Annotated in this window: 16 protein-coding genes; 7 read left to right on the plus strand and 9 right to left on the minus strand. The window is 48.3% G+C overall.

Translation table 11 applies throughout. The features are described from left to right. Positions 1-6: 6 nt before the first annotated feature. Positions 7-477 carry an EVE domain-containing protein gene (locus FCU94_RS14930; protein WP_176289316.1) on the minus strand — a complete coding sequence of 157 codons (471 nt, stop codon included), beginning with the start codon at positions 475-477 and terminating at the stop codon, positions 7-9. 39 nt (positions 478-516) lie between these two features. Here FCU94_RS14930 and FCU94_RS14935 point away from each other — a divergent pair, with 39 nt between their 5' ends. Continuing rightward, complete coding sequence (locus tag FCU94_RS14935; protein ID WP_176289317.1) at positions 517-2,055, plus strand: COG3650 family protein; 1,539 nt, start codon at positions 517-519, stop codon at positions 2,053-2,055. Positions 2,056-2,060: 5 nt separating this feature from the next. Beyond that, positions 2,061-2,672 (plus strand): tRNA-uridine aminocarboxypropyltransferase, encoded by a 612-nt coding sequence (locus FCU94_RS14940; RefSeq protein ID WP_176289331.1) that lies wholly within the window; start codon positions 2,061-2,063, stop codon positions 2,670-2,672. On the opposite strand, the gene FCU94_RS14945 is transcribed toward FCU94_RS14940, so the two are convergent. The 7 genes from FCU94_RS14945 to lptM form a co-directional block, all read right to left on the minus strand. Continuing rightward, entirely contained in the window at positions 2,669-5,140 is a 2,472-nt protein-coding gene (locus FCU94_RS14945; RefSeq protein WP_176289318.1) for a bifunctional diguanylate cyclase/phosphodiesterase, read from the minus strand. The two genes, FCU94_RS14940 and FCU94_RS14945, sit on opposite strands and share 4 nt — an antisense overlap. Before the next feature lie 97 nt (positions 5,141-5,237). Continuing rightward, a complete protein-coding gene (gene yigB, locus FCU94_RS14950; protein WP_176289319.1) occupies positions 5,238-5,960 on the minus strand; it encodes a 5-amino-6-(5-phospho-D-ribitylamino)uracil phosphatase YigB in 723 nt (240 codons plus the stop codon). Next, positions 5,960-6,889, minus strand: a complete 930-nt coding sequence (gene xerC, locus FCU94_RS14955) for a tyrosine recombinase XerC (RefSeq protein ID WP_176289320.1) — start codon at positions 6,887-6,889, stop codon at positions 5,960-5,962. The genes yigB and xerC overlap by 1 nt, the downstream gene beginning before the upstream one ends. Further along, on the minus strand, positions 6,861-7,565 hold the full coding sequence (locus FCU94_RS14960; RefSeq protein ID WP_176289321.1) for a DUF484 family protein: 705 nt from the start codon (positions 7,563-7,565) through the stop codon (positions 6,861-6,863). The genes xerC and FCU94_RS14960 overlap by 29 nt, the downstream gene beginning before the upstream one ends. Before the next feature lie 17 nt (positions 7,566-7,582). Further along, a complete protein-coding gene (gene dapF / locus FCU94_RS14965) occupies positions 7,583-8,413 on the minus strand; it encodes a diaminopimelate epimerase (protein WP_176289322.1) in 831 nt (276 codons plus the stop codon). 10 nt (positions 8,414-8,423) lie between these two features. Continuing rightward, on the minus strand, positions 8,424-9,677 hold the full coding sequence (lysA, locus tag FCU94_RS14970; protein WP_176289323.1) for a diaminopimelate decarboxylase: 1,254 nt from the start codon (positions 9,675-9,677) through the stop codon (positions 8,424-8,426). Positions 9,678-9,705: 28 nt separating this feature from the next. After that, complete coding sequence (lptM, locus tag FCU94_RS19470) at positions 9,706-9,825, minus strand: LPS translocon maturation chaperone LptM (RefSeq protein WP_441351748.1); 120 nt, start codon at positions 9,823-9,825, stop codon at positions 9,706-9,708. A 75-nt stretch (positions 9,826-9,900) separates the two neighbouring features. Between lptM and cyaY the strand changes: the two genes are divergently transcribed. Continuing rightward, positions 9,901-10,215 (plus strand): iron donor protein CyaY, encoded by a 315-nt coding sequence (gene cyaY, locus FCU94_RS14980; RefSeq protein WP_176289325.1) that lies wholly within the window; start codon positions 9,901-9,903, stop codon positions 10,213-10,215. A 51-nt stretch (positions 10,216-10,266) separates the two neighbouring features. On the opposite strand, the gene FCU94_RS14985 is transcribed toward cyaY, so the two are convergent. Continuing rightward, positions 10,267-12,795: a class I adenylate cyclase gene (locus FCU94_RS14985; RefSeq protein WP_176289326.1), complete on the minus strand. Its 2,529-nt coding sequence runs from the start codon at positions 12,793-12,795 to the stop codon at positions 10,267-10,269. A gap of 335 nt (positions 12,796-13,130) precedes the next feature. Here FCU94_RS14985 and hemC point away from each other — a divergent pair, with 335 nt between their 5' ends. Genes hemC through FCU94_RS15005 form a run of 4 tightly spaced genes read left to right on the plus strand, consistent with a single transcriptional unit; the run spans position 13,131 to position 17,203 of the window. Further along, a complete protein-coding gene (hemC, locus tag FCU94_RS14990; RefSeq protein WP_176289327.1) occupies positions 13,131-14,069 on the plus strand; it encodes a hydroxymethylbilane synthase in 939 nt (312 codons plus the stop codon). A gap of 5 nt (positions 14,070-14,074) precedes the next feature. After that, positions 14,075-14,830, plus strand: a complete 756-nt coding sequence (locus FCU94_RS14995) for a uroporphyrinogen-III synthase (protein ID WP_176289328.1) — start codon at positions 14,075-14,077, stop codon at positions 14,828-14,830. Further along, positions 14,820-16,016, plus strand: a complete 1,197-nt coding sequence (locus FCU94_RS15000) for a uroporphyrinogen-III C-methyltransferase (RefSeq protein WP_176289329.1) — start codon at positions 14,820-14,822, stop codon at positions 16,014-16,016. Before FCU94_RS14995 ends, FCU94_RS15000 begins: the two co-directional genes overlap by 11 nt. Continuing rightward, positions 16,016-17,203 carry a heme biosynthesis protein HemY gene (locus FCU94_RS15005; RefSeq protein WP_176289330.1) on the plus strand — a complete coding sequence of 396 codons (1,188 nt, stop codon included), beginning with the start codon at positions 16,016-16,018 and terminating at the stop codon, positions 17,201-17,203. The genes FCU94_RS15000 and FCU94_RS15005 overlap by 1 nt, the downstream gene beginning before the upstream one ends. The last annotated feature ends 422 nt before the right edge of the window (positions 17,204-17,625 follow it).

A 17,625-nucleotide genomic window follows, 5' to 3' on the forward strand; every position in this document is an offset into this window, starting at 1 on the left:
GTATCCTTACCTTTGGCTCGGCAATCTCTCTTTGCCAAGGATTGCCAGCCACTCCTCTTCACTGACTGGCATCACTGACAAACGGTTGCCCCGCTTTACCAGCGGCATGTTTTCCAGCTCAGGCATCGCCTTTAACACCGACAACGGGATCAGCCGCTGCGTGTGGCGCACATATTCGATATCGACCATAAACCAACGCGGACTATCAGGCGTAGATTTAGGGTCGTAATAATCGCTGCTAGGGTCGAACGAAAAGTGATCGGGATAAGCGGCTTTGGTCACTTTTGCCACACCAGCCACGCCAACGTTTTTGCATGATGAGTGATAAATCAAAACGAAATCTCCGACTTTGACCTCATCGCGCAGCATATTTCGCGCTTGGTAATTGCGCACACCTTCCCAACATGAGCGATTTTGTGTACGAAGCGTGTCAATAGAAAAGGTGTCCGGTTCAGTTTTGAATAACCAATATGCCATAATAGAGTCCGCCAGTTTCTGAAATAGGGAAGGTATAACATGAAGGCGCTTCGAAACCCAGCTACACTCTTCACGCTGCTAACATTACAAGCGTGCTCATTGTCTACGCCCACTAACAGCCCAAATACTGAGGCAGAAAGAGCCAGTCTAGATGTTCCAAGTTCCATTCAAGCCCAACCGTTTGTGATGCGTGGCGAAATTGTACTGGGTCACGAAGTACGTTCTATCACACCATGCGGGAGCAAGAAACAGTATTGGCTGGAACTGAGCAATGATCGATTTCAACAAGGGTTAAAACTGGTGCGAAGCCCCTATCAACCTCTATATGGCGAAGTAATTGGTCATTTAGAAACAGGGAAAACGGATGGGTTTGTTGCCGATTATAGCGCTCGCTTCGTGGTCGACTCGTTTAACCTCCTTAGCGCCGAAAACCCACAACGTTGTGCCCAAGCGGCTCAAGAGACGCGCGCATTTGGCACAGAACCATTTTGGTCACTTCGTCTCACCGACAGTCAGTGGGTGTTTGCGAAAATGGGCGAAGAACAGCAACCACTTGAACTGATTTCTCGTCAGATTAGCGCCCACCAGCACCATTATCAATTTGCCGAGGGAGAGTTGGAGCTCAATCAGCGCAGTTGCGTCGATGGCATGAGCGACTCATTGTATAGTTGGAGTGCCACACTTAAGCTCGACGACACCAGCTACCAAGGCTGCGCGACCTTGTCCAATCAAGATATCACCCAACAGTGGACTGGCTTTTATCAAGCAACCTCGACTCAAACGAAACAGTTCAGCGTTTTTCTCGATCTTAACCGCGACCATAGTGCGACCACCACTTATCGCTATGATAACGGTCAATCTGACTCGGTCGAACGCGGGTACTGGCAACAACTTAACCCACAGCAGGTACAAGTGGTCATGACCCATCACCAACAGCAACCGCTACTTTCAGAGCGTATTTTTACCCGTCAAGGTGAGGCGCTTACTGCCGAGAAAGAAAAAGTCGGTGCCGTGGTTTATGACATCGCGGACGGGGGCCTGCGTTTATTTAGTCGCGCACAAAATCAAGCGGAAGGTACCCGCTCTTTCTCTGCACAACCGCTAGCCGCCAACGCAATCCCATCGTCAGCAGAGTACAACCCCATGGTGGCTAACGCGCTCACAACGTATTTCCAGCAAACCAATACACCTGCGTCAGGCACGCGTTATCGCTGGTTGGTTTACGATCTCAATGGCGATGGCAACAATGAACTTTTGGTCCAACTCGACTGGTGTGGCAGCGGCGGTTGTACTTTGTTGATTTTCGACAACCAAGCACAAACCTGGCGCTTCAACAGCCGGATTACCCAAGTAACAACGCCATTAAGCCTTGGCCGAAACCAACATCAAGGCTGGCAAGACCTGGTGTTTTTCGTCAGCGGCGGTGGGGCGATACCTAATCAGCACCTACTTCAGTTTAACGGCGAGCAGTATCCACTCAACCCCAGCGTTGCCCCTGTTGCCAGTTATGATGACATCAGCACGGTTCAGCTGTTTGCCGACGGCTTAACGCCGCAGCAAGAAGGGGCAACATTGTGAGCCCAATGACCGCCCCGCCAGCTTGTCCTGGTTGTCAGTTGCGTTTCCAGTGTGTATGTCACTTGATCCCTCAGATAGACGCAGAGCTCCACATCGCTTTACTGATGCACCCCAATGAACCCACGCGAGACACCAACACCGGACGCTGGCTAGAGAAAAGCCTCATCTCCTCTAGTCGTCATATTTGGCAGCGAACTCAGGCTTGTCCAGAGCTCATCAAGCTAATCCAAAGCGAACATTATCAGGCCTATCTGCTCTATCCTGCCGAAGACAGTCAACCGATCGTGACCCTGACTGGCAACACCTCGCAACAGCAAAAGCAGCCCTTGTTGATTATTCTTGATGGGACATGGCAAGAGGCGAACAAGATGCTGCGTAAGAGCGATTGGTTGCAAGCCCTGCCCAAGCTACAGCTCCAACCAACGACAAACTCTCAGTATCGCTTGCGCCGCAACCAACAACCGGGACACTTATGTACCTTAGAAGTCGGGGTGCAGGCCATCAGTGAACTGGGCTATCGACCTCAAGCTCAGCAGCTAGAGGCGTTTTTCCACCACTATCTTGACGTTTTTCAAGCGGACAAAAGTGGTCATGCACTAAAACAAACCCAAGATTAGAATAACCGACTTGGCTCGGCTAGGTAAAAACCTTGCAAGTAGTCAACCCCAAGGTCCTCAACGATGGCGCACACTTCTTGGTTGTGAACAAACTCGGCCACCGTTTTGGCATTCAATACTTGGCATAGCTTCACCAACTGGCCAGTGATCTGGCGTTGCTTGGGGTCTTTGTCTATCGACTTAATTAGGCTGCCATCGAGCTTGATCACATCGGGCTCAAGACGAATTATTTCGTCAATATTGGAGTAACCTGAGCCAAAGTCATCTACCAGTAAGCGCACCCCCATCCGCTTGAAATGGCTGCAAATCTCTGCCATACGGCCAAAGTCTTTGATCTGTTCAGACTCCAATACTTCCAAACCCAAACGATAAGGATCGTTAAGCTTACCGATGGCTTGCTCGAGCAAAGACATGGTTTTATCACTCAACATATCTTGCGGAGATAAGTTGATCGAGAACGCACCGGACTTGTCACACATGTAGTCAATGGTGGACGTCAACATATGACGACTCAAACGAGTATAGAGGTGGGTACCCTCGATAATGGGCAGAAAGCGCCCAGGGGAGATAATTTCGCCGTCATCTTCAATACGCACTAAACACTCTTGAGCGACCTGAAGACGCTCGTGGGCAGAAAAAATCGGCTGCGAATACGTGAGAATTTGCCGATTGAGAATTGCCCGGCTCGCAGTCGCCATGAGTTCTAACTTCTCTTGCTGCTCCATGGCACTCAAAGCACAATGTTTGGCATTGTAAAGATGGGTATTGCGCGCCATACCTGTGCGCCGCGCATCAATCGACTTAAGCAGTAACTCTTCGCCTTCCACACCAACAAAGTCACACCGGCTGGCAATCCCCCCGGTGATCGAAATCGACAAATGGTCGATTTCGGGCAAGCCATAGGGCTCAAAGTTGATATGTTCTATCTGATCGGCAAACAACGCAAAATCTTGCTGGATAGCTTCACTAGAGGTCTCAGCGCTGAACACAACCGCCCACTCTGCCGTACCGATATAATAGAGGTGCTGGACATAGTCGAGACCGCGTAGATCGGACAGGCGCTGAGAAAAGTGCTCGGTCAAATCACGAATCAACTCGTCTGCAACCTGATAACCATATTTCTCATTAACTTGATGAAAGTTAGACAGTTTCAAGGTGACGATATGCTCATCGCGCTGAATGACTTTTAACCTCTCTTGCAGTGCGACGCGATTTTTCAGTCCGGTGTGTTTATCCACCCGATAGCTGTTAATCAGTCGCTCTGTTTGCTTAGCCAGTTTACGCTCCATGTCCAAGCGCGTTTGATCTAGCTCTGCGATCGAATAGCGAATTAAATGGAACAGTGGAGAAACCGGAAACGCATCACTCGGCGTACTCGGCAATGGTGGGCGTTGGTCATCTTCACTCAATGCTAAGTAAGTCATACTATGGTGCAGTATCTGCTGCTGTTGATCGCGGTACAGCTCGCCCAGACAGTAAGAGCCGCTACAGTGTTCAAACTCGGCAAACGGCTTGATTTCACTCGTCCCTTCAAGAAACTCCAGCCGGGATTCGCAATTGTAAATAAAAACAGATTCTGGATTGCATCGCGCCAATTGGCTGGCATCGTAGCGGACCTGTTCAAGCGTTAATGAAGGATGGTTATAGCACAGCCGTACTTCGTCCCCAATGCTGACAGGGTGGTCGAGCTCAATACTGCCATCGGGGTAAATCTCTCGAGGGCAGCTCACTTCGCCATTCAAGCGACTCTGCAATGGAAAACTTAACATGTGCTCCAACGTCAACCTTTGCCCTTCAGCCAAACGTTGCTGATACAGAGTATAAGCTGGTTGATGGTCTAGCGTTATTAAACGGGAATCTCGTGCGTCGGTGACCGTCAGTGTGCTGCCTATCGGTGTCCACTCAGCAAACGCATTGCGCCATACCTGCAGTTGCTCACTATGCAGCGCAACCGCCACGGCATGTTTATACAACACCTGCTGACCATATAGAGTCCATGCGCAATTACCATCAACGTGCGCCGCGACGCCCCCACTGATTGGCACCTCAGTCATCGTCCCTAGCGCTTGGTAAAGGTTGAAATCGTGTCGCTGAGTGTGCTGGGAGAAACTCACGATGGCCTTAGAACAAGGCGTAAGATCTAACTGCTCCAGCAGCAGCGCAGCCTCGACATTCGGATTATCTGAAAGCGCCACACAAGCAGATGTAAGCTCAGTGTGACGAAAAAAAGAGAGCATGATTAACGTGCCATGCACAATCTGCTGTTGATGGATGACATGACGGGTACTGTGACCAATGATGTGGGCTTGAGGTAGCAATTCAGCGACTTGGGCTGCATAACTGGCTACAAGATGCTCAGATTGACTAGACAACAGCTGCACCAAACACGCCTGCGACGATACCGGTCTAGCCTCTAGAAAGTCAATCAGTGCTTGTTCACTGCCAATCAGAGCTGAATAAGTACGCATTTATAGTCGCCTAAAAGACATTTCCCATCAATTACATAGCGATCTAAGCTAATGGATAGTGACTCTTAAGGAAAGGGCTGATGTTAGCGGATGATAATTACCTCGCACTCAATAGCAGTAATTGATGCAATCGGTTGACTTCCACATCGGGCAATATCCGCGCTTTAACCGTGCGATAAATATTCACTTGGCGATCATTAAACCAACAGGCTTGCAGACCGCTTTGTTTCGCGCCAAGCACATCACTAGTCACATGATCACCTACGTGGAGAATATTTTCTGCCGGTACGCCTAAATGTTGCTGAGCCTTGTCGAAAAGCTGGCGATGCGGTTTCGCATAGCCATCGGGGCCCGCTTTAAGCACGAGAGAAAAATAGTCCGCTAAACCAATTTTCTCTACGTCTACGTTGCCGTTGGTAATCGCCACCAGCGGCAATCGCTCGGCAAGCTCGCTCATCACACGATGCGTCTCTTGCGGCACGGTAAAATCACTGCGTAAACTCAGGACTTTATCAATGGCTTGCTGAGCGGCTTGATGGGCTTGCGTCGCGCTATAGCCCAATTGCAGCAGCCCCTGCTCAATTTGTTTGAAACGCCATAGTGTCACATCATTAACCAGCCAAGCGTCCTGTCGGGCCAATTGAAGCTTAAGCTCTCGCCACCAACTCAATGATTGTGAAGCGGAAACGGGGTGGGTGGTATGCAGCCAACGCACCATCTGCTTTTCAACCTGACGAATAATAGGACGATTATCATACAGGGTGTCGTCTAAATCGAACGTCATCGCTTTGATGGGTTTTAACTGGCGAAAAAACTGCACTATTCACTGCCCTTCTTTTTGGCTCGCGGATGAGCCTGATCGTAAACCTGAGCTAAGTGTTGAAAGTCCAAATGGGTGTAGATCTGGGTTGTCGAAATATTCTCATGCCCGAGCAGCTCTTGTACCGCTCGCAAGTTGTTGCTCGACTCCAACATATGTGTGGCGAAAGAGTGACGCAATTTATGTGGGCTGATATGACTCGCGACCGCTTGTTTTTGTCCCCACTCAGCCATACGTTTTTGTACGTTACGATGAGAAATTCGACCACCAAGCTTGGACACAAATAACGCGGGTTCACCACTTTGTGCTAGGGTGGCACGCACCTTGAGCCATTTATTGACCCACTCAGCCGCCATCCCAGAAAACGGTACTTTGCGTTCCTTATCACCCTTACCGACCACTCGCAACTCACCAGAAGACAAGCTGATATCTTTGACGTTCACGCTGACCATTTCAGCCAAGCGCAAACCTGCGCCATACATTAGCTCCATCATTGCTCGATCACGAATCGATAAAGGGTCATCCTCATTAACTTCGAGCAATTGGCCTACTTCATCGACGTCAAGGTTTTTAGGTAACGGGCGTTTCTTGCGCGGTGCCGAAACGCCTTTGGCGGGGTTAGCACTCATTTCACCGCGTAAAATGAGAAAATCAAAAAAGCTGCGCAAAGACGAAAGACGCGTGGCGAGACTGCTCGCCTTCATTCCCTCTCGCATCCCTTTACTGGCCAATTGACGTACCCATCCGGCGTCCACTTGCTGCCACTCTTTGAGACCAAGATGATGAAGATGTTGTGCCATGGTCTCCAATTGCTGCTTGTAGTTACGCTGAGTATGCAGACTCAACCCTTTTTCGCTCCTCAAATACTCATAGAAGCGCTCTAAAGGTTTCTGGAGCCCTCTAGGCAGAGGTATTGCTGATTCGCTCATGCGCGTCACTTTGCCATGGGAGGGAGTCAATCAAATGCGAAACGACCAGCGCCAAGTGGCGCAAAAATAGGGTGTCCATATGGGGCTGAAAATGCCCACCATCACTACTCGAAAAGACCAACACGCCTTGTAAGCGTTTTTTCTGCAGCGGCAACACCACATATGACCCCATTTCTGGAGCGTGAGAATGCTCACCAAACAGCAGTTCACGGTCAACTTTACGCATACGGCCTAGGTATGCCTCTTTGCCATTGAGGTGGTTGGTTGCAAAGCGTTGATAATGCTCGCGACTGAGCCCATAACGACTCGATTCACTGTCAAATAAACGCAAGTAGGCGACTAAACCGAGTGACTTCGCCATCTCTTCAATCGCTTTTACCACCTCAACCAGTGCATCACATTTCAAGATCTGCTCTTGAAGTTGCATAAACTCATGAAAGGTTTGATCGTTGCTTTTCGCCAGCGACATTAACGCCGTGATCTCTTCCTCCAGCTCTTCAATACGCTGCCTCTGGCGGTTCATTTGTACATGAACCAAGGAGACTGCGCCTTGCTCTTGATGGTTGAGGGCCAGCCTGTCGACCAACTCGCGGCGGTGGTGAAAAAAGTCCGGATTATCACGTAAATACTCGGCGACCACTTCCGCCGTCAGTGCATCCGCTTCGATTTGAGACACTTGAATTCCTTTTATTGTTAGCAGCTGAGCTGGCCGTCAAACACATGGGTTGCAGGGCCTGTCATATAAAGTGGTTTACCCGGGCCTTGCCAGCGAATCTTGAGCGTCCCACCTGGCAAACGAACCGTGACTTTTTCGTCGAGCAGCCCTTGAACAATGCCTACCGCAACCGCGCCACAAGCGCCGCTGCCACACGCCTGCGTTTCACCCGCACCACGCTCATACACGCGCAAGTTCACTTCAGTGCGGCTAACGACTTGCATAAAGCCCGCGTTCACTCGCTCCGGGAAACGCTCATGCGACTCCAATAGCGGGCCTAGTGTTTCGACATCTGCGGTCGCGACATCATCAACCACAGTGACGACATGTGGATTGCCCATACTAACCGCACCGCAAAACAGTGTTTTGTCCTCGGTACGTAAAATATAGGTTTTTTCGCTTTGCTTGGCTTTAAACGGGATCTTGCTTGGCTCAAATTCAGGCACACCCATATTTACCGTGACCTGATCATCTTCTTCAATGTTGAGCACCATTTTGCCTTTCTTGGTACTGACACCAATGCTGTATTTATTGGTCAAACCTTTCATGCGTACAAAACGGGCAAAACAACGCGCACCATTGCCGCATTGCTCGACCTCACTACCGTCGGCATTAAAAATACGGTAGTGGAAGTCGCTCTCTGGATCATAAGGCGCTTCAACCACCAGCAGTTGGTCAAAACCCACGCCGGTGTGACGATCCGCCAAGCGGCGGATCAAATCTGGGGAAAAGAAAATGTTTTGGGTAATGCAGTCAACAACCATGAAGTCATTCCCCAAACCGTGCATTTTAGAAAAATGGAAATGCATAAGACTTCAATTACTCCGGCAGTACGTTTTCAAGCGCCCATAAGCTCGAGAGCTCTTCTCGCTGACGAACTAAATGCGCTTGGTTACCATCGACCATCACTTCAGCGGCGCGGCAACGTGTATTGTAGTTAGAAGACATAACAAAACCATAGGCGCCCGCTGAGCGCACAGCAAGCAGGTCATTCTCTTGCAGCACCAATGCGCGGTCTTTACCTAAGAAATCCCCGGTTTCACAAATTGGACCCACTAAATCATAGGTCAAGGCTTCACCGTCTCTCGGCGTAACAGGCACAATATCTTGCCACGCTTGGTAGAGCGCCGGGCGCATCAGATCATTCATCGCAGCGTCGATGATGGCAAAATTCTTGTGTTCAGTATGCTTGAGGAACTCGACTTTAGTCAGCAATAGACCCGCGTTTGCGGCTATTGCGCGTCCAGGTTCAAAAATCAGCTCTAAGTCTTGGTGGTTGGTCAAACGACCCAACAAGGCTTTGGCGTAATCCGAAGGCTCAGGTGGCAGCTCATCACGGTACACAACGCCAAGACCACCGCCGACATCCAAGTGCTCTATGGTGATACCTTGTGCTTTTAAATCATCAATCAGTGCTAACAATCTGTCTGTCGCATCAATAAATGGGTCGATGTCTGTCAGCTGAGAGCCAATGTGACAGTCGATGCCCTTCACCGTCAGATTCTCTAAGCTTGCAGCAAACTGATACACCGCAGGCGCACGGTCAAATGCAATGCCAAATTTATTGTCACGTAGGCCCGTTGAGATATAAGGGTGAGTATTGGCGTCAACGTCTGGGTTGATGCGCAGCGAGATAGGCGCTTTCACGCCAAGCTCACCAGCAACTTTATTCAAGCGTTCGAGTTCAGGCTCAGACTCGACGTTGAAGCATTTGATCCCAAGCTCTAGCGCGCGTTTCATTTCCGCTTCTGTCTTGCCCACCCCTGAGAAAACCACCTTGCTCGGCTCACCACCGGCCGCGATCACGCGTTCAAGCTCACCGCCAGAAACAATATCAAAGCCCGAACCTAGACGTGCCAACGCATTCAACACCCCTAAGTTTGAATTGGCTTTCACGGCATAACAAACCAAATGCGGGTGCTCTCCGACCGACTTATCGAATGCATGCCAGTGGCGCTCCAAAGTCGCGCGTGAGTAGACATAAAGTGGCGTGCCAAACTGTTGAGCCAACTCGGTTAATGCGACACCTTCGGCCCAAAGCTGGCCATCATCCTGATAGTTGAAGTAATCCAAAGTACTTTCCCTTATATTCTGATTCTAGTTATTGCGCCGACGGCTCATTTTGTTGAGCATCTTCTGGCATATAGAGTGGCCCTGTTTGACCGCAACCCGCTAAGCCAAGGACTGAAAAGATAAATAGCGTTATGAGTGATTTTTTCATCGGTTGTATCGTGATTATTCTGTCAATGCCCCCTATAATCGCACCACACTCAAGAAAAGCAATAGGATAGATAGGATGAACGAGACTGAATTTCATCAACTTGTAGATGTTAAAATGCAAATCATCGAAGAAATGATTGATGAGTCAGGCGCAGACATCGACTATGAGACGTCTGGTAACGTAATGACCTTAGAATTTGAAGATCGCAGCCAGATTATCATCAACCGCCAGGAACCAATGAAAGAAGTTTGGTTAGCCTCTAAATCGGGCGGTTTTCACTTTGCTTATGTTGACCAAGAGTGGCGCTGCTCAAAAACCGGACTTGAGTTAATCGCTATGGTTAAGCAGGAGTGTGAAAAACACGCCAGCGAAGCGATCGATTGGGCTTAACAAGCCTCTAACGCAAGATATAAAAAAGAGCATCTCAGATGCTCTTTTTTGTTAGCCGTTAACGATTTTACTCGGTCTGGAGTAAGTCGCTCCATCATTGCGATACGGAACGATATAGGATTCATCATCGTCAGGATGAACAATTTGGTAATACTGCGGTAAGTTGAAGTTAATCAACTTCGAAGACAAGGGGTTATCATCTTGCACTGACGTATAAAAGCTATTAACGCTCGCGATCATCTCATCTTTTTCACCTTTGAACTGGTGATACACTTCTACTCGATTTGCCTCATCTAACACGTAGATATTAAAGCCTTTCTCGTTGTCTTCAAAAAAGAACTGCACCAGACCTTCACTCGCAAAGCCATCAATCACATCAGGCATTTGGTAGTCTTTCTCTTTGTCCAGCATTAACAGCGGCGAGCCTTGCAGTTTGTTGGTAGAAATGCTGCGGTAGAAGTCGACTGAGTTTTCTAACATTTGAACCGAAACGCCACGGCGTTCAAAGAAGAGTCCAAATGTTTGTTGGCCAAGACGCAACGCTTTAAAACGGCGACGCTTTTCTTGTTCTACTGGCTTAAGGCGCAAATCAATGCACTCCGCCAACAGTTGATATACTTTATTGCGCATGACACCACGCAAGTTCTTGCTATAGCAGAACACATCTACCGATTCAGGTGGAATCGCGTCTTGGTGCATTTTACCCAATACGGTTTTTAACGCGTCTAGCATCGCGGTTTGCCCCTGAAAATGCAGGGTGCGCACTTCATGCCAAGAGTTGCGGTAGACTAAATCGACACTGCCAACTAAGCACTTTTGCTCACTGCCGAAACTAAAAATGTCGGTCGTTTTCGGATCGAGTTTGAGTGATTTGCCACTCAGCTCTGTGGTTGGGTCATTCTCAAAATTGATGAACATCGCCAACTGGCTGATCTCACAAGGGCTAGACAGAGCTTGCATGGTAGGGCGGCGCTTGCGCAGCGAGAAGGTGTTACGTAAATCACTGACCATCTGATAGAACTTGTCGATATCAAGATGTGCTTCTCGGATCACTGAGTGCAAACGAGTGGACTCAGTGATTAAGCCGTTGAAGAACGACCACGCGACCAACTTACTCAAATACTCGTTATGTTCGAGCGGCGCTTGGCCGATGATGCGATGTGGTGTCAGCGGCTGTTTGTATAGGTACCAGCCGGCCTTGTTGGTACGCCCTGGGCGCACTTCAATAAAAGTAAGGTCTGGCTCATGCAAGTCAGGTGAAATCTGAGGATTAAGCAGGGTCACTTTGCCTGGTAGCACCTCAAAAGCCGCATAGAGTTTACGCGCTAAGATACTGATATCTTGTGGGCTAATAGCCGAGGTGATGTCATTGCGACGCGCAAACTGAATCAAGTTACGGTAACTTTGCATCAAGGCATCAAGCAACGCATGATGCACGACCTTAACCTGTTCCACTTTCCAGTTTCGGCGGTCGTCTAACTCGGCAATGACGTCACTCGACCACTGCCACTGCTCAACCATTTCGCCCAGCGCCTGACGTCGCCACGCCACCGAACCAACATTTGGCTCTCGTGACAGCTTCTCATGGGTTTTGAGATAGAAACAGCGACGCACTAGGTCAAGTCGAGTGAAGTCACCTACTCGCTCAAGGTAGCGGGTCACTTTTTCCAACATCAAGTAGTACGCGTCCATACCGTAAAGGTCTGGTTCGTGAGCAAAGAAGCGTCGCTTGGTGTCGATACTTAACAGTTGAGTGTGTGGGTACTCCCACGAATACGCCTCGAGCAAAATAGCTTTGAGCACCGATTTGTAGGGCGAATCGATGCTTTTGTATAACTGCCACAAATTGGAGCCGAAATACTCTTCGGCTGGAATTCGGTTCAACTTACCGAAATCTATCCAATCACCGCAATCGATATGGCCTTTACTGCACAGATCCTGGACGTATTCGTCGTAGCACTCTTCCATTTCAGGCGGCACAATTTGCCACAACAGGCGCTGACCCGCTAAACGCACCGCACTACGATAAAACTCATCAAGCAACAATAGATGCTGTGAAGACCCGCAGTTATCACCCGTCATTGCTTCCGAACGATTGGTACGAAAACGTTGTTCGTCCATCAAGAAGAAATTAGCTTCCACCCCTTGAGTTTGTGCCCAATCGGTGATCAGCAGGCATTTGTTCGTCAAGCTTTCACGCGCATCGCAATCCATTGTTGGCGACACACAGACCCAGATGTCCAAATCACTGGACGTACTTTGACCAATAGAGGAAGTGCTCCCCATGGTATACAGCCCTAAGATCTCAGGATGCTCGCTGGTCGTGAGTGGCTGCCCTATGGTCAACTCTGTATCTTCAACAAACTGTTGTTGGATCTCATTGAGTTCAAAGTCACGAATCCCATAAGGGACATGGGCGTCATAATAGCCGGGAAAAAGTGGATGATTGAAGTGAAGAAGTGTAGGAATAAGGTGGAATACTCGTTGACTAGACAAATCCATAAGAGCCAGCGCACGCTCGATGCGTTGCTGGTTTAGGTTGTCGAGTCTAGTTGTAAGCGTATCGGTATAAGCCTGCAAGGGAGTTTCCTTGATTCATTTCCTAACTGGCGCCTTGACTAATAATTGTTCTAAAGCACCAACAAAACGTGATCAATCTATCATTTTTCTTTGGATTGGTAAAGAAATGTACGATCGATTCGACACATTTTTGTCCATCTGACGTTGCCGCTGTTAGTGTGGTACGTAACTACTATTAATAATAATAGCCTATTTTGCAAACGAGACCTAAATCACACTCTTTTGATGATTATGTGCTAGTGGCACCTATCTCTCAACCGTTTGAGTATGCAGTAATGCTTTTTTGTTCGACAATGGTAGGATGATGTCCATTCACTTGCTATCACTAGAAGACTATGACTGAAAACACTCCAATTCGTATTGCGACACGCAAAAGCCCCCTCGCCCTCTGGCAAGCTCATTTCGTTAAAGACGCGTTACAAGCCGCTCATCCAGGCTTAGAGGTTGAGCTGGTCACTATGGTGACCAAAGGCGATATTATTTTGGATACTCCACTGGCCAAAGTAGGTGGTAAGGGCTTGTTTGTTAAAGAGTTGGAAGTGGCGATGTTAGAAGGACGCGCCGATCTTGCGGTTCACTCAATGAAAGATGTGCCCGTCGATTTCCCACCAGGACTAGGCCTAGTCACTATTTGTGAGCGCGAGGACCCACGTGATGCTTTTGTGTCGAATACCTACAACTGTATTGATGAATTACCGCATGGCGCCATCGTCGGCACTTGTAGTCTGCGCCGTCAATGTCAGCTAAAAGAAGCACGGCCAGATCTGGTGATCAAAGAGCTGCGTGGTAATGTGGGGACGCGTTTGGGTAAACTTGATGCCGGAGAATACGATGCCATTGTTCTAGCCGCCGCAGGGCTTAAACGCCTCAAATTAGAAGAACGCATCAAGAGTGTTATCGAACCAGAACAATCGCTTCCAGCCGTTGGACAAGGCGCCGTCGGCATAGAATGTCGTTTGGATGATGAGCGTTTGATAAAGCTGCTCGAGCCACTCAGTCACCAAGAAACCACCGATCGCGTGCTGTGCGAACGCGCGATGAACTTAACCCTTGAGGGAGGTTGCCAAGTACCGATCGGTAGCTACTCATTGATCCAAGGTGACGAAATTTGGTTACGCGCACTAGTGGGTGAGCCCGATGGTTCAAAAATTGTGCGAGGTGAAATTCGTGGTCAACGACAAGATGCAGAGAGCCTCGGCGTGCAGCTTGCCAATCAACTACTCGCAGATGGCGCCAAAGAAATTCTCACTAAACTCTACGCGGAACACGAGTAACTAGGATGGCAGTACTGGTCACTCGGCCGGGACAACAAGGCCGCGATCTGTGTCAACAACTCTCAGAGGCTGGGATTACCAGCTATCATCAGCCTCTTATCGATATTCTTCCCGGGGAGCAACTTCCCGGGTTAGAACATTCTATTGATGATTTCGATATCATTATTGCTGTCAGTCAGCACGCCGTCACCGAAACAGACCGTTATCTCTCTCAACACGTCCACGCCTGGCCAACGCATGCAACCTACCTTGGCGTCGGTCAAAAAACTGCACATGTTTTAAGCAAAGCCACCCAACAAAAAGTACACTATCCTGAGCGCGGCGATAGTGAGCATCTACTGAATTTAGATGCCCTAAGCAAAGTATCAGGACAACGAGTGTTGATTCTGCGTGGTAACGGCGGTCGAGAACTAATCTTTGACACGCTATTAGCGCGCAAAGCTAAGGTTGAGTATCGAGAAGTCTACAAACGGCAAAACCTCGCTCTCCGCTCAGATTTACTGATCCCAGTCTGGCAAGATAAGCAGATAACGCAATTGATCGTCACCAGTTCAGGTCAGTTAGAGCACTTACTTTCACAATTGACGCCCGCTCAACAGAACTGGTTATTTACGCTCCACTTATGGGTACCTAGTGAGCGTATCGCACAACAAGCACGAGAAATTGGTTTTAAACTGGTGACCAACACCTTAAGTGCCTCGAATTCAGTGTTATTGGCTACTCTCCGGCCAACCCAACAGGATATAAGTAATGACAAGTAAAAATAACAAAGACAACATTGCCCCTGACCGCGAAGAACATCAGGTAGAAGAAGCAAAATCAACAGATATTGAAGCGTCTGACAACAACAGCCAAAAAACAGCAGAAACAAGTCATGAAGCAACGCCGGTTTCGCAACAAGCTGTTTTCGAAGAAAGACAGGGGAAGCGAGGCGTCAAACTCGGCACCGTTGCCATTATTCTTTCTCTACTTTTTGGTGGCGGACTTAGTTTTCAAATGCAACAAAAACAAGCCGAATACCAAGGTCAAATCAAGGCACTGCAAACCCAACTGGCACAAACTCAAAACTCACTTCAATCCCAACTTGATTCCGCAACACAACAGACCTTAGCCAAAGCAAGTGAAATGACCCACCATGCGGAAACCGTGTTAGCTCAACAACAGAAAAGTATCGAAAGCTTACAAGTGGCTATGGCTGACGTCAAAGGACGCCGACCAAACGATTGGCTACTCGCTGAAGCCGATTACCTCGTCAAACTAGCCGGACGTAAGCTGTTCTTAGAACAAGATGCAGAGAGCGCCACTCGACTAATGGAAAGCGCCGATCAGCGGATTGCGGCCTTGAATGATCCGAGTTTAGTACCACTGCGTAAATCGATGGCCAACGACATCACCAAATTGAAAACCATCCCGAACATTGACCGAGAAGGGCTAGTCCTGCGCATCACTGCGCTTCAGCAGCAAGTGGATAACTTGCCATTGGCGAACGCTCTACTCCCTGAAGCAGAACAACAAGAACCGCAAGTGGTGTCACAAGATATTGTCGACTGGCAAGACAACTTACTCACCTCTTTGAAAGATTTTTCTGAGAACTTCATTACCTTCCGTACCCGTGATGGAAACGTGATTCCGTTGCTTTCGCCCCAGCAGCACTTCTATCTAAAAGAGAATATTAAGGCAAAACTCGAGACCGCAATTAAAGCCGTCTATGTTGAGCAACAGGAAATATATACGACAGCCCTGACAACAGCAGATAAATGGTCGTCAACCTTTTTCAATCAGGATTCAAATCAAGTGGTCGAGTTTAATAAAGCACTCGATCTATTGAGCAAACAACAAGTTCAGGTCGACTACCCAGTCAAGCTCGAGACCCAACAGCAATTGTCTGATGTGATTCGCGAACGTTTACGTCGTGAAGTCACAACACTGGTCACGGAGGATAAATAATGTTTCGCATGATTTTTTTATTTATCGTCCTTGGGCTGGGATTATTTGCTGGTACCCAATATTCAGGCCAACAAGGCTATGTATTGATCTCTATCGCCGACAAGACCATTGAAATGAGTGTCACAACATTGGTGATATTCATAATAGCAGCATTAGCGGCACTGTTTGGCGTAGAGTACTTTGTTAAAAAAGTACTCTACGCTAGCTCAGCAACGTGGAACTACTTCAGTGTACGTAAGATGCGCCGATCACGCCGCTATACCAATGAAGGCATCATTAAACTGCTCGAAGGTGACTTCAAGCAAGCAGAAAAAAAGGTCACTAAATGGGCTAATCATCATGATATGCCGCTACTCTGTTACTTGGTCGCATCAGAAGCAGCTCAAGGCCTTGGCGATAACAAACAGCGTGATCGCTATTTAGAACTTGCCGCTAAACAGGACAATGCCCAACTCGCTGTAGAGTTAACTAGAGCTAAACAGCAACTTAGAGATGCAAACTATAGCGAAGCTTTCGATACCCTATCGAGCCTAAAAAGTAGTTACCCAAATAACTCAGTAGTTCTCAACCTACTTAAACAGGTCTATATAGAGCTTAAACTATGGCAACCGCTGCTAGATTTAGTGCCGAAACTAGCAAAGAACAAAATCATTAGTGAACAAGAGCAGTTACCGCTAACCCAGCGCGCACAATGTGGCCTGATTAAAGAGGTGGCGGAAAATAATGGCAGCGAGGGATTGATCGCACACTGGAACACCTTGCCACGTAAAGCGAAAGCTGACCTGCATTTAGTACAGTGCTTTGCTGAGCAGCTTATCGCTCGTCAAGCGGATCACGAAGCGTTTACCCTTATCAAAGAGACACTTAAGAAGCATCCTAATAGCGACTTGTACCAATTGATTCCTCAAATTCGATTGGCAGACAGCCACCCTGCTATCACATTCTTGGAGGAGGTGTTGCGTAAAGATGGCAACAATGCCTCCGCCAACAGCGCAGTCGCACAACTTTACCTACGCAACGAGCAATGGCAAAACGCTCAACAACACTTAGAAAAAGCACTCTCTGTTCGTTCTAGTGTGTCTGATTATAGCTATTTAGCGACTGCTCTAGAAAAACAGAACCTGACTAATGCTGCCCATGAAGTATCGAAAAAGGCGCTTACATTGGTCAACGAGCCAGCAGCTTAATTAACCCTCTTCTATCGACTACAACAAAGCCACTCCCGCAGTGGCTTTGTTGTTATTACCCAATGACTTTAGCCACACCCAATATCGACACAAGGCAGCCTATTCGCACTACTCTGAATATGTTATCTCTTACCGAGCGTTTAAAGTCGGATGGAATTTGTTGATAGATACCGCTCACTAGAGCAACAAAGTCACCTCATCCCTCGCACTACCAACTGACTGCCAGAACCCTTTTATCGCTATAACGACACCAAATACGAAAAAGCCCCAGCATTGCTGCTAGGGCTTCATCTAATAAATGGCTGAGAGCGTAGCGTCTAATCCAGGAATGTGGACACCGGGACTCATTTCCTACAAGGGAAGAGGCTGTGCTTTAAAACGACAAAAGCCAGTCCTAAGACTGGCTTTCTAAATAAGTGGCG

The organism is Vibrio sp. JPW-9-11-11 (assembly GCF_013369335.1).
Classification (GTDB): domain Bacteria; phylum Pseudomonadota; class Gammaproteobacteria; order Enterobacterales; family Vibrionaceae; genus Vibrio.